Here is a 21,833-nt window from a genome sequence, read left to right on the forward strand (position 1 = left end):
GCTACCCGACGATCAGTTTCTGTGCGGCGCTGTCGAATTCGTCGTCGATGAGGACCACCGTGAGGTCGTCGCGTTCGATGATCGAGGCGGCGATGGACGCGCGGTAGCCCGTCCCGCAGTGCACCCACACCTCGCCGGCGGGAACCTCGTCGCGGCGGGCGAGCAGTTCGGGCAGCGCGATGTTCATCGCACCCCTGATGTGGCCGCTCGCGTACTCCTCGCGCTGCCGCACGTCCAGCACGGTGAGCTGGGCGTGGTCGATCTCGTTGGCCAGGTCGGTGAACGACGCCACCCGGTAGGAGTTCAGCGGTGTCCCGCCGGCCAGCGCCGCCAGGTCGCCGGTAGCCGAACCGGTGAGGTCGTCGACACCGATTCGGGCCAGCTCGCGGCGCGCCTCGAGAACCTGGCCGGAGTCCTCGCCGATCAGCGTCATCGGTGCGCCCCACGTGTAGAGCCAACCCAGATAGGTGACGAACTGGGTGGACAGCTCGAAGCCCAGGGCCCCGCACAGATGCCCGGCCGCGAACGCCTTGCGGTCGCGCAGGTCGACCACCCACTCGCCGGCGTCGATGCGGCGGCGCAGCTCGACCGGATCGACGGGCTCGGGCATGGACAGGTCGACGGGTGCCGGTCCGGCGGCGTTGATGACCCCCATGTGCGCGTAGTACGCCGGGTAGGCGCCCAGTCCGGCGATGAGCTCGTCGACGTAGGTGGCCTCGTCGCCGGTCAGCGCCGGATTGGTGTGGCGCTGCTCGCCGATGGTCGACGAGTCCCCGCTGGCCGGGCTGGCCGAGCAGAAGCTGCCGAAACCGTGGGTCGGATAGACCTCGACCCCGTCGGGCAGCTCGGCGGCCAGCCGGCGCACCGAATGGAACTGCGCGTGCGACAGCTCGCGGGTGTGCTCATCGCCCAGCAGATCGGTACGCCCGGTGGTGCCGTGCAGCATGGAACCACCGGTGAAGACTCCGACCGCGGCCCCCTCGACGGTGCGCAGCACATAGCTCAGGTGGGTGTGGGTGTGCCCCGGAGTGTGCATCGCCTGCAGCCGGAACGGTCCCACGTCGACGACGTCTCCGTCGGACACCGCGCGCCGGGCAAACCCGACATCGTCGGCGGCGGCGACGATGTACTCGGCGCCCACCGTGCGTGCCAGCTCGAGCCCGCCGGTGACGTAGTCGTTGTGGATGTGGGTCTCCAGCACGTGGGTGATCGACGCGTCCCGTGCCGCGGCGGCGTCGAGCACCCGGTCGATGTCGCGCTGGGGGTCGATCACCGCCGCGAGGCCCGCGTCGCTGACCAGGTAGCTTCGGTCGCCCAGGCCGGAGGTCTCGATGACGGTCACGTCCATGCGTTCTCCTTCCGTGCGGTGTCGGCTGCTCGCCCGCCCGCCGGGGCGCGACACCCTGCCGGGTATAGCCCGGACGGTGTGCGCCCAAACGCTGCAGGAGGCTTCTCGTCACACGGGCGGACCGGCGTACTGCCGGTCGGCCGGATCGATCAACGACTTCAGCAACGGCGTGATCAGGCGCAGGATGTCCTCGATGTCCGCGTCGACGAGGTCGGGCATCTGCAGGATGAAGCGCTGGCTGGCGATGCCCATCAGCAGGGCTCCGGCCAGAGCGGCGCGCAGCCTGGCGTCGGGGGCGTCGATGGTGGCCGCCACGGCGTCCACCGCTTGGCCGGTGATGTGCCTGCGCAGGATGTCGGCGGCGTCCTCGCTGGTCATGCTGGTGCGCAGCAGTACCGCCATCGGGCTGTCGGGGTCCGCGGCCCACGCGGTCAGCATCGCGCGCGCATAGTCCTGTGCGGTCTGCGCCGCGTCGTCGCTGGTCAGCTGAGCTATCGGGATCTCCCAGTGGACGGTTTCGCGGAACAGCGCCTGCTTGGTGCCGAAGTATTTGATGACCGAGGATTTGTCCACCGCGGCGGCGGCGGCGATACCGCGAATGGTGGCGCGTTCGTAGCCGGTTTCGGCGAAGACCGCGCGGGCGGCCTCGAGGATGCGGCGGCGGGTCCGCCGCCCCTTGCGTTCCTCCGCAAGGGTGGCCTCCTGCGCCCGCCCGGGTGCCGGTTCTGCTGCGGTCACCGGTGCCTCCGATCGCTGATTCGTCAGGCGGCGATGCTACCGAAAAAAGTAGACAAGCGGTGCGAAAAAGGGGACAGTGGTCTGTGGCGCGACCGCAGGCGCCGCCGACCGCCCAGCCAGGAGGAGGACCCACAGGTGACCGAGCAGCGGATGGATTGGGACAGCGCATATCAGCAGGGCAGCCCGCCGCCGTGGAGTATCGGAGCGCCCCAGCCCGAACTTGCCGCGCTGATCGAACAGGGCAAGGTGCGCGGTCGGGTGCTCGACGCCGGATGCGGGGAGGCCGAGCTGTCGCTCGCGCTCGCCGCGCAGGGCTTCTCGGTGGTCGGGCTCGACGGAAGCGCCATCGCGGTGGCCGCGGCCCGATCGGCCGCCGCTGCACGGGGATTGACCTCCACAAGCTTCGAGGTCGCCGACGTGACCGACTTCGACGGGTATGACGGACAATTCGACACGGTGATGGACAGCGGCCTGCTCCACGCCCTGCCCGTGGAGCGCCGGCAGGCCTACGTGCGGGCGATCCGCCGGGCCGCCGCACCCGGAGCGGGCCTGTTCATCCTGGCGTTCGCCCAGCGGCCGTTCGGCGGCGGCGGGCCCGGACCGGCCGGGTTCACCGCCGAGGAACTGCGCGACACCGTCGCCACCCTGTGGACTGTCGACGAGGTGCGTTCAGCCTCGCTGTATGCCAACGATGTTCAGGTACCGGGCGGGCCGGGCCCGGCCCGGGAGGCGCAGCGCGACGACCAGGGCCGGCTGATGATGCCGGGCTTCCTACTGCTGGCCCACAAGGAGTGACGCCCTACCGCGAGGCCCGCGAAGATCACCGTGTGTTCGGAGGTGACTCCGCATGAGGGTGGCTGTCTTCGGCGCCAACGGGCCGACGGGTCGGCTCCTGGTGCGGCTGTTGGCCGATCGTGGTCATGAGGTGCTCGCTTCCACCCGGCACCCCGGGGACTTTCCGCTGGACACCGAGGCGGACACGGCGCGGCGGGTCAGTGTCGTCGAAGTCGATGTCTTCCAGCGCCAATCCATCATCACCGCGGTCGATCGCGCCGACGCCGTGCTGTCGGTGCTCGGCGTGCCGTTCACCCGTCGACCAGTCGACACGTTCTCCGCCGGGGCGGCCAACATCGTGGCGGCCATGCGTGATGCAGGGGTGCGCCGGTTGGCTGTGGTCAGTTCAACCGGCGCGCACCACTACCGCAACCGCCGCAACGCCTCGCTGAGCCTGCGGATCGCCGAGCCGATCATCAGCCGCACCATCGGCAGGACGGTCTACGCGGACATGCGCCGCATGGAGGAGGTCGTCACGGACAGCGGTCTGGATTGGACGATCGTGCGCCCGTCCACTCTGTTCGACGCCGATCGCGTCAGCGATTATGTTGCGGGAGAGGTTCCTCCGGTTGGCGCGTTCACCGCAAGGATCGACCTCGCGCACTACCTCAGCACGCTGATCGACGACACCGCCGGGATCGGCACGATCCCCATCGTGTCCACCGTGCAAGGCGCACCGAGCTTCTGGCAGAACGTGAAACGCGAAGCGTTCCAGGCCCGCTGAGGCCCCCGCCCGGTCCGAGATGCGAGGGCCGTGGTGCTCAGGAAACAGCCGGGGCCACCTCGAAAACGACTGCCCCGTCCAGCGTTTCCAGTTGGTCCACGCCGGAGTCGATGCTGCCCAGCTTGACCAGGCCCCGCGAGTAGTCGAAGTCCCGGTAGAAGATCGCCAGGTTGCCCCACGGCGCGTAGTAGGTCAGATCACCGATCTCCGGGTCGACACCGTCGGGTGCATCCGCGGTGGACAGCGGGCCGGGCAGGTCGCCGATCTTCTCGGTGCCGGCGTAGTCGCGCAGGGTCAGGGTCAGCGGTAGCAGCGCAACGAAGTCGCGGCTGGTCGCGCTGTCCAGCAGCGTGGCGGTCAGAACCGTGTCCGGTGTGGACAATCGGATTCCCATCAGGCCCTCCTCGGGGTTTGTCGGTGGGCGGGGAACGGGCGCTTCGTTCGCACTACCCCTCGCCGCGGGCGACTCCAGGTTGACCGCGGGCGTCGACTCGGGTTTGCCGCAACAGCCGGCCGCCAGCATGCCCGCGGCGAGCAGTGTTGGGATCCGGACCGTGGCCGGCCACCGGCAGCGGAGCGGTAGCTGCGTCATAGGGCCCACATTAGGAACCGGTTGGCCGCCGAGACAGGTTCTGGCGATACCTGGGTAGGCGTGACCAACACGGGGCGGAAGGGGTGTATTGCCAGTACATGGATCACCGGATACTGTCGCGGCCCCGAGCCGCGGTGTTCAGTAGTGGTAGAGCGACGGTGCCGGTGCCGCCCTCGAGACACGGAGGACGCGGAGGAACCGATGAAAGCGTACGGCCTCACCAGCTACGGCGGCCCTGGGGTCGTACCTTCCCGGAGACCCGGAAAGACGCCGTCATTCCAACGACGCAGGCCATTTCGGGTACCCGACCCGGTGAACCGGCGTCCACTGGTTGATAGATCAACGAAAGGAGATGCAGTGATACTGCAAGAGAACTACACCCTGTCCAACGGGCTGGAGATCCCCAAGCTGGGCCTGGGCACCTGGATGATCGCCAACGACGCTGTCGTGCAGGCGGTGAAGGACGCCATCGACATCGGCTACCGCCACATCGACACCGCGCAGGCCTACGGAAACGAGCAGGGCGTCGGTGCGGGGCTTCGGGCCAGCGGGGTCGGACGCGAGGACATCTTCGTCACGACAAAGGTCGACGCCGGCGCGAAGTCGTATCAGGACGCCGCTGCCAGCATCGACGGCTCCCTGGCGGCGCTGGGGCTGGACCACATCGACCTGATGATCATCCACAGCCCGCAGCCCTGGGGTGCCTTCGGCGGCGACAACCGTTACTTCGCCGAGAACCGCGAGGTGTGGCGGGCACTCGAGGAGGCCTATCAGGCCGGCAAGCTCAAGGCGATCGGTCTGTCGAACTTCCAGAAGGCCGACGTCGACAACATCCTCGAGACCGCCACGGTACGGCCGATGGTCAACCAGATCCTCGCGCACATCAGCAACACCCCGCATGAGTTGATCACCTACGCCCAGGATCTGGGCCTCCTGGTCGAGGCGTATTCGCCGGTGGCGCACGGCGAGCTGCTGAAGAACGCCGAAGTGGCCGCGCTGGCCGAGAAGTACGGTGTCTCGGTGCCGCAGCTGTCGATCCGCTACTGCCTGCAACTCGGCACGCTTCCGCTGCCCAAGACCGCGAACCCGGATCACATGCGCAACAACGCCGACGTCGACTTCGAGATCTCCGGGGAGGACATGGAGACGCTCAAGCACATCGATGAGATCAAGGATTACGGGGACGCCAGCGTGATGCCCGTCTTCGCGAAGCGATAGAGCTCCCCGGCGCCGAACGCTACCGCTGGATGGCGGAGGGGTGGACCGCCAGCGGGGTGACCTGGATGTCCATGTAGGGGAACAGCGGTAGGCCCGAAAGGAGCTGATGCAGTTCGTCGTTCGACTCGACATCGAAAATGGAGTAGTTCGCGTACTCGCCGACGACGCGCCAGATGTGCGGCCACTTGCCGACGCGCTGCAGCTCCTGGGAGTAGTTCTTCTCCCGCTCCACGATCTCGGCCCGTTGCTGCGGGTCGAGATCGTGGGGCAGGTGAACGTCCATGCGTACGTGGAACAGCATCCCCTGGTCAGGCCTTCACGGGATCGAGGACGAAGTTGTACACGACGCTCTCGGACCCGTCGGCCCCGGTTTGCGGGTCCAACATCAACTCCGGCTTGACCGCGTCGGCGATGTCGTCGTCGTTGTGCGGATCGCCGGGGAAATACAGCTGGGCGGTCAGCAGCTCGTGGCCGGGGGCCGACACCTTCACGTGCAGGTGGGCGGGCCGCCAGGCGTGCCAGCCCGCTGCCGCGATGAGCTTGCCGCAGGAGCCGTCGGTCGGGATCTGGTAGGGCGCGGGGCGGATCGTGTTGATCTCGAAGGAACCGTCGGCGCCGGTGCTGAAGGTGCCGCGCAGATTCCACTCGGGGATGTTCGGGGCGAACTGGGAGTAGAAGCCTTCGGAGTCGGCATGCCAGAGTTCGACTTTGCCTTCCAGCGGGCTTCCGTCGGTGGAGGTGATGGTGCCCTGCCAGACCAACGGGGTTCCCGGCTCGCCGTCACGCATCGGAATGGTCCCGCGTGCGCCGCATTCCGGTGACCCGGGTACGTAGTACGGGCCCTCGATGGTGCCCTTGCTGCCCGCGCGGTGGTCGGTGGCGACATCCTCGACGACATGCTCGACCCAGACGTCCAGGAACAGCGGCCACTCACCATCGGCTCCGACCTCGATCAGCCACGCCTTGAGCGCGTTGTATTCGTCATAGCTGACGCGGTGGCGCCGGATCGTGTCGTGCACCGCGGAGAGCACCTCGCCGGCCAGCTGGCTGACCCGTTCCTTCGGGGTGTCTTTGACCGCGGCGAAGGGCGACTTGTCGGTGTGGAAGCGCTCGGTGGCCGAGGCTCCGGATGCGGCCGCGGTGGCGCTGTCGATCGGGTTCTCGATGGTGGTCATACTCGTGATCTCCTTTTACTACATTGTTTTTCGTGTCCGGGGCGGTACGGACGCTGTCACCTGTCGGTGCGGTAGCGGGTGAGCTTGTCGGGGTCGATGTCGATGCCGAGTCCGGGGCCGGGCGGCACGTGTAGTTCTCCGTCATGGATGCGAAGCGGTGTGGTCAGCAGGTCATCGGCCATGTCGAGGAAGTTCGACAGTTCGCCGGCCCGTCGGGACGTGAGTTCGTACGCCGAGCCGAAGGCGACCGCGCAGGCGGTGCCGATCTGGCCGTCGATCTGATTGCCGATGACCACCTCCAAGCCCAGCCCTTCGGCGAGGTGATGGACCCGCCGGGAGCCGGTGAACCCGGTGCGCGCGGTCTTGATGCTGATGGCGGTCGCCGATCCCGCGAGCACCTCGCGGGTGACATCGGCCGGCGACGGAACCGATTCATCGGCGATGAAGGGGACATCGCAGTGTGCCACCAACCATCGGCGGCCCATGACGTCGTCGGCGGGGCAGAGTTCCTCGGCGAACAGCAGGTCGAGGTCGCTCATGTCCTTCATGGCACGCAGGGACTCCGCTGCGGTCCAGCCGCGATTGCCGTCGACGTAGAGGTCGACGGCGTCGCCGAAGTGGCTGCGCAGCGCCCGCACCACCGTGGTGTCCAGGCTCACCGGGCGCCGGCCGACCTTGACCTTGAACGTCGTGATGCCGTACTCGTCGCGGATCCGCTGCGCCTCGGCGACCATCCTGTCCGGGGCGTCGAAGCCGAGCATGTGGCAGACCTTCATCCGGGTCGTGTAGCCGCCCAGCAACGCGCTGACGGAGAGGCCGAGGCTGCGTCCCAACGCGTCCCACAGCGCCATGTCGATCGCCGCCTTGGCGGTGGGGTTGCCGACGGTGCGGGCCAGTCGGGCGGTGACCACCTCGCGCTCGGTCAGGGTCAGGCCGACGATCTGCGGCGCGAATATCTGCCGGATCACCGCGATGATCCCGTCCTGGGTCTCACCGTAGGTGAACGGGCGGGGCGGCGCCTCGGCGGTCCCGACCACCCCTTCGTCGGTGTGGATGCGCACCAGCACGTGTTCGGCGGCCTGCACCTCCCCGGAGGCGAACTTCAGCGGCTTGGCATAGGGGATGGCGAACGGGATCGCCTCGACCGCAGTGATTTTCACAATGACTCCCGGGTGAGTGCCGGACCGCCGAGCGGCAGCGCCGCGGACAGCACCGCGACGACCGCATCGACGACCGGATTGTCGGCGCCGTGCCGCCAGGCCAGCGCCAGCTCGATGGTCGCGCTGTCCGCCAGGTCGCGGAACACCACACCGTTCAGCGGCAGCGCGCGCACCGACGCGGGGACGACTGCCACCCCGAGCCCGGCGGCGACCAGCGCCAGCAGGACGGCGGTACCCGGTGCGGTGTGCTCGCGGTGCGGCACGAAGCCCGCCGCCCGGCAGCTGCGCATCACCGCGTCGTTGACCGCGGAGTCGCGGCTGGAGTATCCGATGAAGGGCTCGCTGCGCAGGTCGGTCAGGGAGACCACCGGTTCGGCCACCAGGCGGTGGTCGGCCGACACCGCCAGCACCAGCGGCTCGACATCGATGGTGTGCAGTTCGATGTCGTCACCGACCGCCGGCGGCCGCAGCACCCCGATGTCGAGCGCGCCTCCGCGCAGGCCGTCGCACTGGGCCGGAGTGAGCAGGTCGGCGTGGATGTCCAACGCGACGGCGGGTAGTTCCTGGCGGAGGATGCGCGCGATCCCGGGCAGGTGGGAGAACGCTGCCGTTCCGGTCAGGCCCAGTCTGAGCAGTCCGCTGCGTCCGGCCGCGATGCGGCGCACTCCACGCTCCGCCTCGCCGACGCCGTCGAGGATCCGTGCGGCCTCACCCTGGAGGAACTCGCCGGCGGGGGTCAGCGACACATGCCGGGTGGTCCGGGTGAACAGCGTCGCGTCCAACTCGCTCTCGAGTTGCCGGATGGCATACGACAGCGCCGGCTGGGCGACGTGCAGTTGCTCGGCCGCCTGTCCGAAATGGCAGGTGTCGGCCACCGCGAGGAAATAGCGCAGATGCCTCAGCTCCATGCCCCGCTCCTTTCTGGCCGTGCGGCGGGTCTGGCTGTGCGGCGGGCCCGGAATCGAACCCACTGTGACCACCGACACCCTGACGGTAGACCCGAGATACATATAAGACAAAGACCTAGATCGGCATGATTGATAATCAGCAGTGATCAATTGGGGTCCTAGGCACGACTAGGGCTTTGCCTAGTGTGACCGGGGCCACCTGGTGTCAGTGTGCTGGTGAGCACCACATTGACTACTCGCCGGAGGCCCTCGATGACCGCATCAGTGTCACAACCCTCGTCCCACCTGGCTGCCGTCCTCGCCGACGCGGTCATCGACGATCCCGACGCCGGGATCTTCCGCGCCAATCGGCGCATCTTCACCGACGACGAGATCTTCGAACTAGAGATGAAGCGCATCTTCGAGGGCAACTGGATCTACCTGGCCCACGAAAGCCAGGTGGCCAACCCGGGTGACTACTTCACCACCTTCATCGGTCGCCAACCGGTCGTGATCACCCGTGACAAGGCCGGCCAGTTGCACTGCCTGATCAACGCCTGCGCCCACCGCGGTGCGATGATCTGCCGGCGCAAGACCGACAACCGGATGACGCTGACGTGCCCGTTCCACGGCTGGACCTTCCGAAACGACGGTTCGCTGTTGAAGGTCAAGGACCCCGACGGCGCCGGCTATCCGGACACGTTCGACGTCGATGGTTCGCACAACATGACCAAGGTCGCCCGGTTCGACAGTTACCGCGGCTTCCTGTTCGGCAGTCTCAACGCCGACGTGCTACCCCTCGCCGAGCACCTCGGTGACACCACCAAGGTGCTCGACATGCTCGTCGACCAGTCCCCGGACGGTCTGGAGGTGTTGCGCGGTTCATCGACCTACACCTTCGACGGCAACTGGAAGGTGCAGGCCGAGAACGGCGCCGACGGCTATCACGTCACGGCGACCCACTGGAACTACGCCGCCACCACCGGCCGGCGAGCCACCGGGGAGTCGAGGAACGACACCAAGGCGCTGGACGCGGGCAGCTGGGGGAAATCCGGCGGCGGGTACTGGTCGTTCCCGCACGGGCACCTGTGCCTGTGGACGTGGGCGGCCAACCCGCAGGACAGACCGCTGTGGAACAAGCTCGACGAACTCAAGGAGACGTTCGGCGACGCCAAGGGCGAGTTCATGGTCAAGGGTTCGCGCAACCTGTGCCTGTATCCGAATGTGTATGTGATGGACCAGTTCTCGACCCAGATCCGGCACTTCCGCCCGATCGCGCCGGACAAGACCGAGGTGACCATCTACTGCATCGCGCCGAAGGGGGAGAGCGCGGCGGCCCGGGCTCATCGGATCCGGCAATACGAGGACTTCTTCAATGCCTCGGGCATGGCGACGCCCGACGACCTCGAAGAGTTCAGGTCCTGCCAGTTGACCTTCCGTGCCGAAGCCGCCCCGTGGAACGACATGAGTCGCGGAGCGCAGCACTGGCTCAGCGGTCCCGATCCGGTCGCGTCGTCCCTCGGTCTGGACGGCGTCATCTCGGCCGGGGTCAAGAACGAAGACGAAGGCCTCTATCCCGTGCAGCATGGCTTCTGGCTGCAGACCATGCGTGCGGCCCTGCAGTCGGAATCGGAGAAGTGAGCATGACCACCATCGAAAACCCCAGTACCACAAGCACACTGATCACCCAGAACGCGATCGAGCAGTTCCTCTACCGGGAGGCCCGGTACCTGGATGACCGCGAGTTCGAGAAGTGGCTGGACTGCTACGCCGACGACGTCGTCTACTGGATGCCGGCCTGGACCGACGACGACCGGCTGGTCGAAGATCCGCAGCGCGACATCTCCCTGATCTACTACCCCAACAAGGGCGGATTGGAGGACCGGGTGTTCCGCATCCGCACCGAACGCTCGTCGGCGACGTCGCTGCCCGAACCCCGCACGAGCCACAACATCTCCAACGTCGAGGTGATCGAACGTCGCGGAGACATCGTCGATGTCCGTTTCAACTGGCACACCATGTACTTCCGGTACAAGACCATCGACCCGTACTACGGCACTTCCTTCTACACGATCGATTTCGGCGGCGCGCAACCGCTGATCCGGCGCAAGACCGTGGTGCTGAAGAACGACTACATCCACCACGTGGTGGATGTCTACCACTTCTGAGGTGACTGCCGTGTCCGCCCCATCCGCAACCCCGGCCGAATCCACCGTGGCCGAAGTTCATTCGGTCGCACTGTCCTTCGAAGACGGTGTCACCCGATTCATCACCTGCCGCAGCGATCAGACCGTGGCCGATGCCGCCTACCGCCAGCGCGTCAACATCCCGTTGGACTGCCGTGACGGCGCCTGCGGCACCTGCAAGGCGCTGTGTGAGTCAGGCGGTTACGACGGTGGAACCTACATCGAGGACGCCCTGCCCGCCGACGAGGCGGCAGCCGGCTATGTCCTGCCGTGCAGCATGCGGCCCCGATCGGATCTGGTGCTCCAGATCGCGGCCACCTCCGACTCGGCCAAGACCCAGGCCGCCGGCTACACCGGCACCGTGAGCCGGCTGGAGCGGCTGTCGGCCACCACCGTCGAGATCGGGGTCACCATCGCGAACCGCGGCGCGCTGGCCTTCCTGCCCGGTCAGTACGTCAACATCACCGTTCCAGGCACCGATCAGACCCGCTCGTATTCCTTCGCCAACGCCCCGGACGAGGAAGTCCTGAAATTCCTGGTGAAACTGACCCCCGGCGGGGTGATGTCCGATTATCTGACGCAACGCGCCGCTGTCGGCGACACCCTCACGTTCACCGGGCCCAACGGTTCGTTCTTCCTGCGCGAAGCCCAGCGTCCGGTGCTGCTGCTGGCCGGCGGCACCGGGGTGGCGCCGATCCTGTCGATGCTGCGCACGCTGCGTGCATCCGGCAGCACCCGCACGGCGCACCTGATCTACGGCGTGAGCACCGACGAGGACCTCACCGCATTGGACGAGATCGCCGAGATCGCCTCCGCGTTGCCCGGTTTCACCTGGGACTACTGCGTATCCGACCCGGGCAGCGCAGCGCCCAACAAGGGCCCGGACCGCGCCTACGTGACCAGCCTGATCGAGCCCGGGCATCTGCACGCCGGCGACCTGGCCATCTACCTCTGCGGTCCGCCGCCGATGGTCGAGTCGGTGCGCTCCCACCTCGGCGCGGCCGGAATCGAGCCCACCGGCTTCTACTACGAGAAGTTCGGTCTGGCCACACCGGGCGCCGCCGTGAGGTCGGCGCCAACCGCGGACGCCGTATCCGGGGCGTCCCCGGTGCCGGTCGAAGAGATCATGCCCGCGCCCGACGCCCGCGCGGTGGCCGGACAGATCGTCCTGCCCGCTCGTGAATTCGCCCCGGCCGCAGCGACCACGGCCCCGGCCGACGAGCGCGACGTGATCGGCAGCATCGCCGGCCAGCGGGTGTGGCGGCCGGGCGGCGGCGGTGAGCCGACCCGTCTGCTCGACGGCAGTGGCGGCCGCCTGCACGAGACTGGGGCGCGCAGCCTGGCCGGTCAGCCGGTGTTCGCGGCGCCGGCCGGCCCAGGCCCCGCGACGGACTCCGGGTCACCGGTGGCGTCGGCCGACGACGGCCCCGTCGTCAGCGAGGACGGCTACCAGATCGGCGAAGAGCACCCCGCGGTGCGCGAATCCGACGCCCTGTTCGAAGCCAGATCGGCGTTGGAACTCGGTGCGCTCGAACTGACGATGGGCCGGCTGACGAGCCGGCAGCTGGCCGGGTACCGGCTGCTCGCCGAATCGACGCTGCCCTACGTCGAGGGCGACCGGTTCGTCGACGCCGAGCAGTACACCGAAACCAACGCCGCGTTCCACGACTATCTGTTCACGCTGACCGGAAACGAGCACCTGCTGCACGCCTACCAGGCACTCGGTGTCAAAGGCCGGATGGAAGAGGTGCTTCGGAACGCCACCTGGTGTCACCCGCGGTGCGCCCAGGACCACGTCGACATCGTCGCGGGGTTCGAGTCCGGCGACCGGGATGCGGTACGGGCCCTGATCGCCGCGCACGCCGAGCGGTCCAAGCAGACGATGCGCCGTGCCATGGCCGATGCCGCGGCCGCGTCCACCCCGGTCTTCGTGACGCCGGGCCGGTTCGCCGGCAAGGTCGTCGTCGTCACCGGATCCGCGCAGGGCATCGGGGAACGGACCGCCCGCCGTATCCACGCCGAAGGCGGCACCCTGGTGCTGGCCGACCGGTCGGAGCTGGTCAAGGAACTCGCCGACGAGCTGGCCGCCCGGGGATCGTCGGCGGTGGCGGTCACCGCCGACCTCGAACACAGCGAAGGCGCCGAAACGGTGGTCCACCAAGCACTGTCGGCGTTCGGCCGGATCGACGTGTTGATCAACAACGTGGGCGGTGCGATCAACTTCAAGCCCTTCACGCAGTTCGGCGCGGCCGAGATCCGCGCCGAGATCGAACGCTCGCTGATGACCACGCTCTACGCCTGCCACGCGGCACTGCCCGCGATGGTGCGCCACGGCGGCGGTGTCATCGTCAACGTTTCCTCGGCGGCCACCCGTGGCATTCACCGGATCCCTTACTCGGCGGCCAAGGGCGGCATCAACGCCCTCACCGCATCGCTGGCCATGGAGTACGCAGACAGCGGGATCCGGGTGGTCGCGACCGCGCCGGGCGGCACCGCGGCACCGCCGCGTCGGGTCTCCCGTGGCACCCCGACGCCCAAGGACGCCACCGAACAGGCCTGGTTCGACGCCCATATCGAACAGACCATCGGATCCTCGCTACTCAAGAGGTACGGGACGCTCGACGAGCAGGCCGCCGCGATCTGCTTTCTGGCCTCCGACGAGGCCTCCTACATCACCGGCACGGTGTTGCCCGTCGCCGGCGGCGATCTGGGCTGACCGCCACCCATCACCCCCAGGCTCGGCCGTTCGCGCGGCCCGAGCCGGCATCTCACCGGAGGATCTACCATGTCCGAATCCCGCAGCAGCCGTGCGTTGGCGTGGGTGGTCGCACTGTCGACCCTCGCGTTGATCTTCGACGGCTACGACCTGGTCGTGTACGGCACGGTCGTTCCCGTCCTGCTCGCCGACCCCGGGCAGATCGGGGCGCTGTCACCCGAGCAGGCCGGCGCGCTGGGCAGTTACGCGCTCATCGGGGTGATGGTCGGCGCGCTGACCGCCGGTGCGGTCGGTGACCGGATCGGCCGGCGGCGGGTCATTCTCGTCAACCTCGCGTGGTTCTCGGCCGGCATGGGGTTCACCGCGGTGGCGAATTCGACGGCGACCTTCGGGCTGTGCCGCTTCCTCACCGGCATCGGTGTCGGCGCCCTGGTCGCCACGGTGGGTGCGCTGGTCGCCGAGTTCGCCGAACCGCACCAACGCAACCGGCTCAACGCCGTCGTCTACAGCGGCGTGCCCGCGGGCGGGGTGATGGCCGCGCTGCTGGCGCTGCTGTTCGCCGACGGTGCGCAGTGGCGGGTGCTGTTCGCCATCGGTGCGCTGCCGTTCTTCGTGCTGCTGCCCTTGGCGATCTGGAAGCTTCCCGAGTCGCCGCAATGGCTGCAGACCCGCGGCGCCGCGGCGGCAACACCCACCCCCGCCGCGGCGGCGCCGATCGCCGACGTGCGCGACAGCCATATCGGCTACGCCGCACTGGTCCGGCGCCCGCTCGCGTGGCCCACCGCGCTGCTGGGCATCATGAGCTTCGTCGGACTGCTGCTGACCTACGGCCTGAACACCTGGCTCCCACAGATCATGCAGGACAACGGCTACGGCAAGGCGTACTCGCTGATGTTCCTGCTGGTGCTCAACCTCGGCGCCATCGTCGGCGGCCTGGTCGCCTCCTACGTCGCCGACCGCCGCGGCGGGGCGCAACAGGTGATCGCCACCACGTTCGTCCTCGCGGCGGTCATGCTGATCCTGCTGCCGCTGGGGCTGGCATTGCCGGTGCTGCTGGTCGCGGTCGCCGTCGCCGGGGTCGGCACCATCGGCACCCAGGTGCTGATCTACGGCATGGTGTCCAACTACTACCCGACCCGCGCGCGTGCCGCGGGGGTGGCGTGGTGCGCCGGGTTCGGCCGACTGGGCGGCATCATCGGCCCGATCATCGGCGGCCTGCTCGTCGGCGCCGGCATCGGCGGCACCGCCGCATTCCTGATCTTTGCCGGCCTCGCCGTCCTCGGGGCCGCCGTCACCGCGACCGTGCCGCGCGCACCCCGGCGCTCCGCGAGCGCTGACCGGGTCGCCGTGACGGCGGCGGCGTAGCGGCAGACCGGGCCGGTAACCGCCGACGACCGTGCCGCCGGCTCCTACCATGGGGACCGTGCCCATGGCGCCCGTCACCTTCGTCGGCCGCGTCGGTGAACTCGACGAGCTGGACCGGCGACTCGCTGCGACACCGGTGGCCGGGCTGACCGTCATCACCGTCAGCGGAGAGCCCGGGTTCGGCAAGACCGCGCTGCTTCGGCGTCTGGCCGCACAGCACCCGGGCACCCGATGGGCGACGGCGACCCCGTGGGAGGCCGCAACCGCGGGTGCCGTGGTGTCGCAGCTGCTCCAGGCCGCCGCGGCGACCGATCCGTTGGCCGCCGCCGAGGAGTTGGCGACGGCGCTGCGCGGTGAGGATCCCAGCCTGGTCATCGTCGACGACGCCCAGCACACGGATCTGTTGTCCTGGCAGGCGCTGTCCACGTTGGCCCGGCACCATCGCGCGGTGCCGGCCCTGGTGGTCCTGGCCACCGACGGATCACGGTTGGCCGTGCAGGATCTCGTCGGCGGTGAACTCCGCCTGCCGGGGCTCGGCCCCGCGGAGGTCGCAGAGCTGGCCTCCGCCCGGGGTCGCATCCTGCACCCGTCGATGGCCGACCGGCTCACCCAGCACATTCACGGCAGTCCGAGCCACCTGCTCGCGCTGCTCGACGAGGTACCACCACAGACGTGGAGCCGGTTCGATGCGCGGTTGCCCGCACCGGCCGCGGTGACGCGTGATGTCGCCGTCGCGTTGAACGATGCCGGCGCGGCCGGGCATGCGCTGGTCTTCGCGCTGGCCGTCCTCGGCGAGGGCGCAACGCTGGCCGACGCCGCCCGGCTGGCCGAGCTCGAGGAACCGCTGGCGGCGGTCGAAGCAGCCGCCCGGGCCGGATTGCTGATTGCGGTGGACCCGCTGGAGCCCCGACTGAGCGACGCGCTGACCTGTGCCGCGGTCATCGACCTGGCAGGTGCGCAGGCCACCGCGGCGGCACATCGGCGCGCAGCCGACATCCTCGCCGATCCGGTCGCGCGGTTGGGACACCGCGTCGCCGCCACCCCGGTGCCGGACGCCGCGCTGGCCGACGAGGTGGATGCCCGGGCCCGGGCGTGCGGTATGCAGGGCGCCTGGAACCGGGCAGCCACGCTGTTCCGCGACGCCAGTCGGCTCACCGCCGAACCGCTGCTGCGCGACGAGCGCCTGACCCGTTCGGTGGACGCCCTGGTCGCCGCCGGCGACTGCGTCGGAGCGGCGGTTCTGGTGCCCGCGGTGGAGAATCTGCGCGAAACTCCACTGCGCAACGCGGTTCTGGCATACCTGGCCATCCTGCGGGGACGAGCCACCGAGGCCGACCTGAGATTGCGTCGTGCCTGGGAGATCGTCAACGCCGACCGGGACCCCGACACCGCCGCGTTCATCGCCCAACGGCATGTCCTGCACGCATTGGTCCAGTGCCAGGGTGCGCAGCTGGTGACATGGGCGGACCGCGCGCTGCAACTCGCTGACCGGGATTCGCCGGCCGGTGTGGAAGCCGCGGCGATCCGGGGTCTCGGACTACTCGCCGCCGGTCAGCCCAAACGCGCCGTGAACGCTTACGAGGACCTGAGCCGTCGGGTGCGCTACGGCGCGCAGGCGCAGCGTGTCGTGATGGGCCGCGGATGGGTTCAGCTCGTGTGCGACGACATCGACGCCGCCCGTGCCAGCCTGGAAAGCGCGGTCGCCGCAGCCGCGCTCGGTGGTTCCACCCGCATCACCCTGTGGGCGTACGGCTGGCTGGCTCGCGCCCAGTTCGTGATGGGGGAGTGGGACAGCGCGCTGGACAGCGTCGAGCAGGGACGCCGACTGGCGACGTCGAGCGGAATCGTTCTGGTCACACCACTTCTGGAATGGTCCGCCGGACAGATCGCCGCGTTACGGGGCGACTGGGCCGCCGCAGAAGCCGCGGTCCGGGCAGCGTCGCAGGGCGGCGACTACGCCATCATGCGAATACCGTTGTCGCTGTTGCGCGCCGCGATCGCCGAAGCGAAGGCCGACTACGGTGCGGTTCGCCGAATCCTCGAACCGCTTTCGAAGATCGCCGCCGGCACCTCGTTGCAGGAGCCCGGATACTGGCCGTGGGTCGACACCCTGGCCAACGCGATGGTGCTCGACGGTGACCCGGCCGCGGCGGACGCTCTGCTGCAACCGCACGAACAGCGCGCGGCGGCCCGAGGCCACCGCAGTGCGCAGGCCCGGTTGGGTTACGCCCGCGGCCGGCTCTACGGCGCAACCGGTGATATCGATTCGGCACAGCGGGTTTTCGATGACTCGCTGGCGCTCCTCGACGGTCTGCCGCTGCGCTACGACACCGCGCGGGTCAACTTCGCCTACGGGCAGACGCTGCGGCGAGCCGGCAAACGCCGCGCCGCCGACGCGGTGATCGGTACGGCACGTGAGCTCTACGCTGCGCTCGGCGCCGACACCTACGTGGCGCGGTGCGATCGCGAACTCAAAGCCGGTGGCTTCAACCAGAGCCGGGACACCCGTGCCGGGATCGAGCTGACCCCGCAGGAGGAAGCGGTGACGACGTTGGTCACCCAGGGTCTGTCCAACCGTGAGGTCGCCGCCGAGCTGTACGTTTCACACAAGACCGTGCAGTATCACCTGACCCGCATCTACGCCAAGCTGGGTGTGCGCTCGAGGTCGGAGCTGGTGGCGTTGCGGCGCTGACGGCCGGCCGCCGGGGCTTGCTGAGTCGGGAACCGGCAGTACACCCCTGGGCCTGCGGACCGCTACTGGTTGGCGGCGTCGCTTTCTGCCGTCGCGGCCTGCGGTCCGAAAGTGGTTGCTGCCCAACTGGATAACAGCTGCAGTCCATCGGCGGACCTGGATGGCTGCTCGGCGGTGTAAGCGGTCAGCCGCAGGCCGGTGTCGCCGGGCAGATCCATGGTGTCGTAGCCGAGGGTGAGTTCGCCGACGGCAGGATGCATGAAAGTCTTCGTGCCGTTGTAGTGGGTGCGCACGTTGTGGGCGGCCCAGCGGGTGCGGAACTCGGTGCAGCAGGTGGACAGCTCGCCGACGAGTGCGGTCAGGCCCGGATCGTGCGGGTTGCGGCCGGCCTCGGTGCGCAGCAGTGCCACCGCGACGTTGGCCGCACCGTCCCAGTCCGGATAGAACTCGCCGGCCGCCGGGGCCAGGAAGGCGAATCTCGCCAGGTTCGGCGTGGGAGATTCGAACTCGTACGCCGGCCAGTACAGGGCCCGGCCCAGCGTGCTGGCCGCGAGGAGGTCCATCCGGCTGTTGCACAAGATCGCCGCGACCCCGGTCATGCCGTCGAGGACACGCTGCAGGCTGGGGCTCAGCTGCGGGCGGCGGACGCCGCTGCGCCGGGCGCGCGGTGTGGTGTTGGCGGCTTGCGCGAGCCGGAAGAGGTGCAACCGTTCGGCCTCGTCGAGTTGCAGCGCGCTGGCGATCGACTCCAGCACGGAATCCGACACCCCGGTGAGATTGCCGCGCTCCAGGCGGTTGTAGTAGTCCACGCTCACGCCCGCCAATGCCGCGACCTCTTCGCGCCGTAACCCGGGGACGCGCCGTTTGCCGTAAGACGGCAGATTGACCTGCTGGGGGGTGACCTTGGCCCGCCGGGTAGTCAAGAAGTCACGGATGTCGCTCTTGCTGTCCACAGTCCCAGGCTAGGTCGTGTCCAGCGGCAATGGGATGTACTACCAATACCTGGGTCACCGGATCCTGCCGGGCGCCGCTCACCTCGGATGCGCGAAGCCCAGAGCTGCCGGTCCGCCGGCAACCTTGGCCGGGACGGGTTTCGGAGGTGATTCGGGTCGGCCGTGACCGCTGGGGGCATCGGCTCACATCGCCGGAATCCGCAGCGATGGCGGCAGGTCGACGAGTGCGTCGAGCTGGTCGCGGCGGAAGTGCTCGACCACCCGGGGGCCGACCGGGCCGAACTGCAGGAAGGTGTCGTCGGGCGCGAAGGTCGGCCACTTCACCCCCGCAACGCTGCCGGGCGCACCCGTCTTGGCGAAGTTGCTCCAGTAGGTGATCGCCGCGTCGGCCATCCGGCGGTCTTCGTCGGTGGCCGGCGGATGGTCGCGGCCGCCGGTACGGAACGGCCGGTTCTGCAGGGTGTCGAAGACGTAGACGATCTCACCCGCGTGCGGGGTGCCGGGCTGGCTGTCCCGCAGTGCCGCAGGCACATAGTCGAAGTTGTAGGCATAGGTCGGCTGGCCGTGCGCAGAGTGCAGCCGGGCAGCGTCGCGCACCGGCTCGGTGACCAACATGTCGGTCGTGATGTCCTGGGCCTGTGCAGCGGCATCGCCGGGGTAGCGACCGGTGATGTCGTCGCGTTGCGATCCGAGCCGGGCAAGGGTGCCTTCGGGATCGGTCTGCGACGACTCGACCAGCGAGGCCTCCCAGCTGGTGCCCCCGACGATGAAGGGCACCTTGGCCTCCCGCCCCGCGGCGAACACCTCGTAGGGGTTGCCGACCAGGAATGTGCCGTCGAGCATCGGCATCGTCGGTGTCAGCCGGTCGGCGTCGCCCCCGCCCACACGGTGTCGGCGGGCAGGTCGCGCAGCGCCCGGGCGGTGTCGGGTCCGGCGCCGGTGATGCCCAGCGACTCGGCGAAAGCCGTGCCCTGCTGTTCGCCGGAGGCCGGGCCGCCATCCCGGATGGGCGGCATCGGCAGCCGGTTGAACCCGCTCTGAGAGATCGCTTTGTCGAACAGGCCCTGGCTGCGCGGGCTCGACATCAGGTAGTTGACGGTCATCCCGCCGGCGCTTTCGCCGAAGATGGTCACGTTGTCCGGATCGCCGCCTAACGCGCCGATGTTGGCCTGTACCCATTGCAGCGCGGCGATGGCGTCCATCAGGCCGTAGTTGCCGAGTTCGCCGTCGGGGTCCTCGGCGGTCAGAGCGGGGTGGGCGAAATAGCCGAGCCTGCCGAGGCGGTAGTTGAAGCTCACCAGCACGACCCCGCGCTCGGCGAAGTTCGTCCCGTCGTAGTCGGGCAGCGCGCTGGAACCGATCGAGAAACCGCCGCCGTAGATCCACACCATCACCGGCAGATTCGCGCCGGGGGCCGTCCCGTCCGGTGTCCACACGTTGGCGGTCAGGCAGTCCTCGGACTGCGCGACCGGCTGTTGACCCGAATAGCGACCCTGAATGCAGGACGGACCGAACTCGGTGGCGTCCAGGGTCCCGTTCCAGGAAGCCGGTGGCGCCGGCGGACGCCACCGCAGCTCGCCGGTCGGCGGCGCGGCGAACGGGATTCCGCGGAAACTGGTGACCCCGCCTTCGGTGACGCCGCGCACCGACCCCTGGGCGATCTCGACGGTGCTGGCAGCGTGTGCCACCGGAGCGATCCCGCCGATGACGGCCGCGGCTGCCGCCGCGCAGGCCAGCAGACGGGCGATGATCGGCGACCTGCGTGCTGCGGTGGTTGTTGCCGCCCGGGGTGCTCCGGCGCTGTTGGTAGGCAAGGAAATTCAGCTCCGTTCATGAGGCGGCCTGGACCGCGGTGTGCTGCCGGGCAGGCGGATTCGCGGTCGGGAACCTACCCGTGTCTCCGACCATCGACGACCGGCGGGCTCACGACTCCGGGGTGAGCGTCAGCGTGGTCGACGCGGCGCCGTCACGGATCATCGCGTCGACGTAGCCGCCTGCGCCGTACTTGTCGCGGTAAGCCCGGTCGACTACATCGGTCGAGATGGCGGCGGCCTCGGCGAAGGAGACGTCATGCTCGGTTCCGCGTACCTTGATCCTGCCGTGCGGGTACTGCCGGGCGTGGCGGTACCAGCCGCCGTCGGCGCCGCGATAGGAGCGGACGAGCAGATCGTCGCCGCAGCGGACCACCCAGATCGGCCGGTAGGTGCGGGCCGACCCGTCGCGGCGCAGCGTGGTGATCTGGATTGGTCTGCCTCGGCGATGGTGTCGAGGTCGTCAGGGGCCCACTCGGTCATGGCCCTTTCCTTCCGTTCGGTGGGACGTCATTGTGACCGGCGTCAGCAACACCCTCAGCGCACCCACCGACAGCGTGGCGGCGGGACGCCGCACGGCGCTGCGCGCAGCAGGCGGGTGCGACGGGGCCCGGCACGCAGCCTCGTGCGGGTGGGCCGTCAATTGCCCCGGCTTTCGAAGACGCCGCGGAACACCGGCAGCGCGGAGAACACGTTGGGCCAGCCGGCGTAGAAGGCCAGCTGGGTCAGCGCCTCGCCCGCCTGTTCCCGGGTCAGTCCGTTGTCCATGGCCCGGCCGAGGTGGTAGGTCACCTGAGCCACCTGGCCGTTGGCGACCAGGGCGCTGACCGTCACCAGGCTGCGATCGCGCGGGGCCAGGTCCGGCCGCAGCCACAGGTCGGTGAACAGCACATCGGTGGTGTACTGCTCCACCCCGGGAGAGACCCCGCCGTAGTTCTGTTCGACGTTCGCCCGCCGCTGCGCCTCGGCCTGCTGGTCGAGCGGCAACAATTCGGGCTCGGCGGCCGGCAGCTCGGCGTTGTCGACGCCGCGACCGGCGAACACCGGTTCGGCGGCGGCCACGGCCGACTTCGCGTTGGGCCAGCCGGCGTAGAACGCGAGGTGGGTGATGATCTCGGACAGTTCGGCCGGGGTCACGCCGTTGTCCAGCGCGGCGGCGAACTGCTCACGCATGTCGATGCTCTGATTGCGCGCGATGAGTGCGGCCACCGTCACCACGCTCCGGTCGCGGGCCGAAAGCCCGGGCCGCTGCCACAGTTCGGCTTCGACGATCCGGTCGCGGTAGCCGGCCAGGGCGGGGGACACCGCTTCGAGGTTGACCGACGGCGATTCGTTCGGACTCGCGTTGCGGCCGTCGTCCTGGCCGCACGCGGCGGTCCACATCGATGCCGTGGTGAGCGCGGCGGCCAGCATGGTCCAGCGGGGCAACTTCAT

20 protein-coding genes are annotated in these 21,833 nt (G+C 69.0%); 8 read left to right on the top strand and 12 right to left on the bottom strand.

Features of this window, described 5'->3' with window-relative positions; all coding sequences use genetic code 11:
* Position 1: 1 nt before the first annotated feature.
* Entirely contained in the window at positions 2 to 1,348 is a 1,347-nt protein-coding gene (locus JDV09_RS01060; protein WP_221367244.1) for an MBL fold metallo-hydrolase, read from the bottom strand.
* Between the two features lie 108 nt (positions 1,349 to 1,456).
* Positions 1,457 to 2,086 carry a TetR/AcrR family transcriptional regulator gene (locus tag JDV09_RS01065; RefSeq protein WP_221367245.1) on the bottom strand — a complete coding sequence of 210 codons (630 nt, stop codon included), beginning with the start codon at positions 2,084 to 2,086 and terminating at the stop codon, positions 1,457 to 1,459.
* Positions 2,087 to 2,221: 135 nt separating this feature from the next.
* Here JDV09_RS01065 and JDV09_RS01070 point away from each other — a divergent pair, with 135 nt between their 5' ends.
* Both JDV09_RS01070 and JDV09_RS01075 read left to right on the top strand, forming a co-directional pair.
* Positions 2,222 to 2,881 (top strand): class I SAM-dependent methyltransferase, encoded by a 660-nt coding sequence (locus JDV09_RS01070; RefSeq protein WP_221367246.1) that lies wholly within the window; start codon positions 2,222 to 2,224, stop codon positions 2,879 to 2,881.
* Positions 2,882 to 2,933: 52 nt separating this feature from the next.
* On the top strand, positions 2,934 to 3,644 hold the full coding sequence (locus JDV09_RS01075; protein ID WP_221367247.1) for an NAD(P)-dependent oxidoreductase: 711 nt from the start codon (positions 2,934 to 2,936) through the stop codon (positions 3,642 to 3,644).
* Positions 3,645 to 3,681: 37 nt separating this feature from the next.
* Here JDV09_RS01075 and JDV09_RS01080 read toward each other — a convergent pair whose 3' ends face one another.
* Positions 3,682 to 4,236, bottom strand: a complete 555-nt coding sequence (locus JDV09_RS01080) for a cyclophilin-like fold protein (protein WP_221367248.1) — start codon at positions 4,234 to 4,236, stop codon at positions 3,682 to 3,684.
* Positions 4,237 to 4,593: 357 nt separating this feature from the next.
* Between JDV09_RS01080 and JDV09_RS01085 the strand changes: the two genes are divergently transcribed.
* Positions 4,594 to 5,454: an aldo/keto reductase gene (locus tag JDV09_RS01085; RefSeq protein WP_308123964.1), complete on the top strand. Its 861-nt coding sequence runs from the start codon at positions 4,594 to 4,596 to the stop codon at positions 5,452 to 5,454.
* A gap of 19 nt (positions 5,455 to 5,473) precedes the next feature.
* Here JDV09_RS01085 and catC read toward each other — a convergent pair whose 3' ends face one another.
* Genes catC through JDV09_RS01105 form a run of 4 tightly spaced genes read right to left on the bottom strand, consistent with a single transcriptional unit; the run spans position 5,474 to position 8,697 of the window.
* A complete protein-coding gene (gene catC, locus JDV09_RS01090; protein ID WP_221367250.1) occupies positions 5,474 to 5,755 on the bottom strand; it encodes a muconolactone Delta-isomerase in 282 nt (93 codons plus the stop codon).
* Positions 5,756 to 5,762: 7 nt separating this feature from the next.
* On the bottom strand, positions 5,763 to 6,629 hold the full coding sequence (catA, locus tag JDV09_RS01095) for a catechol 1,2-dioxygenase (protein WP_221367251.1): 867 nt from the start codon (positions 6,627 to 6,629) through the stop codon (positions 5,763 to 5,765).
* A 56-nt stretch (positions 6,630 to 6,685) separates the two neighbouring features.
* Positions 6,686 to 7,789 (bottom strand): mandelate racemase/muconate lactonizing enzyme family protein, encoded by a 1,104-nt coding sequence (locus tag JDV09_RS01100; protein WP_221367252.1) that lies wholly within the window; start codon positions 7,787 to 7,789, stop codon positions 6,686 to 6,688.
* Positions 7,786 to 8,697: a LysR family transcriptional regulator gene (locus JDV09_RS01105; protein WP_221367253.1), complete on the bottom strand. Its 912-nt coding sequence runs from the start codon at positions 8,695 to 8,697 to the stop codon at positions 7,786 to 7,788. The genes JDV09_RS01100 and JDV09_RS01105 overlap by 4 nt, the downstream gene beginning before the upstream one ends.
* A 252-nt stretch (positions 8,698 to 8,949) precedes the next feature.
* Here JDV09_RS01105 and benA point away from each other — a divergent pair, with 252 nt between their 5' ends.
* From benA to JDV09_RS01130, 5 genes are all read left to right on the top strand, one after another.
* Positions 8,950 to 10,317: a benzoate 1,2-dioxygenase large subunit gene (gene benA / locus JDV09_RS01110; protein WP_221367254.1), complete on the top strand. Its 1,368-nt coding sequence runs from the start codon at positions 8,950 to 8,952 to the stop codon at positions 10,315 to 10,317.
* Positions 10,318 to 10,319: 2 nt separating this feature from the next.
* Positions 10,320 to 10,844 (top strand): benzoate 1,2-dioxygenase small subunit, encoded by a 525-nt coding sequence (gene benB / locus JDV09_RS01115; RefSeq protein WP_221367255.1) that lies wholly within the window; start codon positions 10,320 to 10,322, stop codon positions 10,842 to 10,844.
* Positions 10,828 to 13,578, top strand: a complete 2,751-nt coding sequence (gene benC, locus JDV09_RS01120) for a benzoate 1,2-dioxygenase electron transfer component BenC (protein WP_221367256.1) — start codon at positions 10,828 to 10,830, stop codon at positions 13,576 to 13,578. The genes benB and benC overlap by 17 nt, the downstream gene beginning before the upstream one ends.
* 69 nt (positions 13,579 to 13,647) lie before the next feature.
* Positions 13,648 to 14,943, top strand: a complete 1,296-nt coding sequence (locus JDV09_RS01125; protein WP_221367257.1) for an MFS transporter — start codon at positions 13,648 to 13,650, stop codon at positions 14,941 to 14,943.
* A 64-nt stretch (positions 14,944 to 15,007) separates the two neighbouring features.
* Positions 15,008 to 17,635 carry a helix-turn-helix transcriptional regulator gene (locus JDV09_RS01130; RefSeq protein ID WP_221367466.1) on the top strand — a complete coding sequence of 876 codons (2,628 nt, stop codon included), beginning with the start codon at positions 15,008 to 15,010 and terminating at the stop codon, positions 17,633 to 17,635.
* 62 nt (positions 17,636 to 17,697) lie between these two features.
* Here JDV09_RS01130 and JDV09_RS01135 read toward each other — a convergent pair whose 3' ends face one another.
* The 5 genes from JDV09_RS01135 to JDV09_RS01155 form a co-directional block, all read right to left on the bottom strand.
* The gene (locus JDV09_RS01135) at positions 17,698 to 18,588 is read right to left on the bottom strand and encodes a helix-turn-helix transcriptional regulator (protein WP_221367258.1); all 891 of its coding nucleotides are present in this window, start codon (positions 18,586 to 18,588) and stop codon (positions 17,698 to 17,700) included.
* Between the two features lie 183 nt (positions 18,589 to 18,771).
* Positions 18,772 to 19,473 carry a carboxylesterase family protein gene (locus JDV09_RS01140; RefSeq protein WP_221367259.1) on the bottom strand — a complete coding sequence of 234 codons (702 nt, stop codon included), beginning with the start codon at positions 19,471 to 19,473 and terminating at the stop codon, positions 18,772 to 18,774.
* Positions 19,446 to 20,402 carry a carboxylesterase/lipase family protein gene (locus JDV09_RS01145; RefSeq protein ID WP_221367260.1) on the bottom strand — a complete coding sequence of 319 codons (957 nt, stop codon included), beginning with the start codon at positions 20,400 to 20,402 and terminating at the stop codon, positions 19,446 to 19,448. The genes JDV09_RS01140 and JDV09_RS01145 overlap by 28 nt, the downstream gene beginning before the upstream one ends.
* Positions 20,403 to 20,511: 109 nt before the next feature.
* Positions 20,512 to 20,832, bottom strand: coding sequence for a DUF2255 family protein (locus JDV09_RS01150; protein ID WP_221367467.1), 321 nt, complete (start codon positions 20,830 to 20,832; stop codon positions 20,512 to 20,514).
* A gap of 206 nt (positions 20,833 to 21,038) precedes the next feature.
* Entirely contained in the window at positions 21,039 to 21,833 is a 795-nt protein-coding gene (locus tag JDV09_RS01155; RefSeq protein ID WP_255604623.1) for a carboxymuconolactone decarboxylase family protein, read from the bottom strand.

This window comes from Mycolicibacterium xanthum (genome assembly GCF_019710635.1).
In the GTDB taxonomy this organism is placed as follows: Bacteria; Actinomycetota; Actinomycetes; order Mycobacteriales; family Mycobacteriaceae; genus Mycobacterium; species Mycobacterium xanthum.

What these genes read in the sequence shown, in the direction of transcription:
- JDV09_RS01130 (WP_221367466.1), top strand. Translation starts at nt 15,008, where the DNA reads ATGGCGCCCGTCACCTTCGTCGGCCGCGTCGGTGAACTCGACGAGCTG.
- JDV09_RS01125 (WP_221367257.1), top strand. Translation starts at nt 13,648, where the DNA reads ATGTCCGAATCCCGCAGCAGCCGTGCGTTGGCGTGGGTGGTCGCACTG.
- JDV09_RS01060 (WP_221367244.1), bottom strand. Translation starts at nt 1,348, where the DNA reads ATGGACGTGACCGTCATCGAGACCTCCGGCCTGGGCGACCGAAGCTAC.
- JDV09_RS01105 (WP_221367253.1), bottom strand. Translation starts at nt 8,697, where the DNA reads ATGGAGCTGAGGCATCTGCGCTATTTCCTCGCGGTGGCCGACACCTGC.
- benA (WP_221367254.1), top strand. Translation starts at nt 8,950, where the DNA reads ATGACCGCATCAGTGTCACAACCCTCGTCCCACCTGGCTGCCGTCCTC.
- catC (WP_221367250.1), bottom strand. Translation starts at nt 5,755, where the DNA reads ATGCTGTTCCACGTACGCATGGACGTTCACCTGCCCCACGATCTCGAC.
- JDV09_RS01155 (WP_255604623.1), bottom strand. Translation starts at nt 21,833, where the DNA reads ATGAAGTTGCCCCGCTGGACCATGCTGGCCGCCGCGCTCACCACGGCA.
- catA (WP_221367251.1), bottom strand. Translation starts at nt 6,629, where the DNA reads ATGACCACCATCGAGAACCCGATCGACAGCGCCACCGCGGCCGCATCC.
- benB (WP_221367255.1), top strand. Translation starts at nt 10,320, where the DNA reads ATGACCACCATCGAAAACCCCAGTACCACAAGCACACTGATCACCCAG.
- benC (WP_221367256.1), top strand. Translation starts at nt 10,828, where the DNA reads ATGTCTACCACTTCTGAGGTGACTGCCGTGTCCGCCCCATCCGCAACC.
- JDV09_RS01080 (WP_221367248.1), bottom strand. Translation starts at nt 4,236, where the DNA reads ATGACGCAGCTACCGCTCCGCTGCCGGTGGCCGGCCACGGTCCGGATC.
- JDV09_RS01075 (WP_221367247.1), top strand. Translation starts at nt 2,934, where the DNA reads ATGAGGGTGGCTGTCTTCGGCGCCAACGGGCCGACGGGTCGGCTCCTG.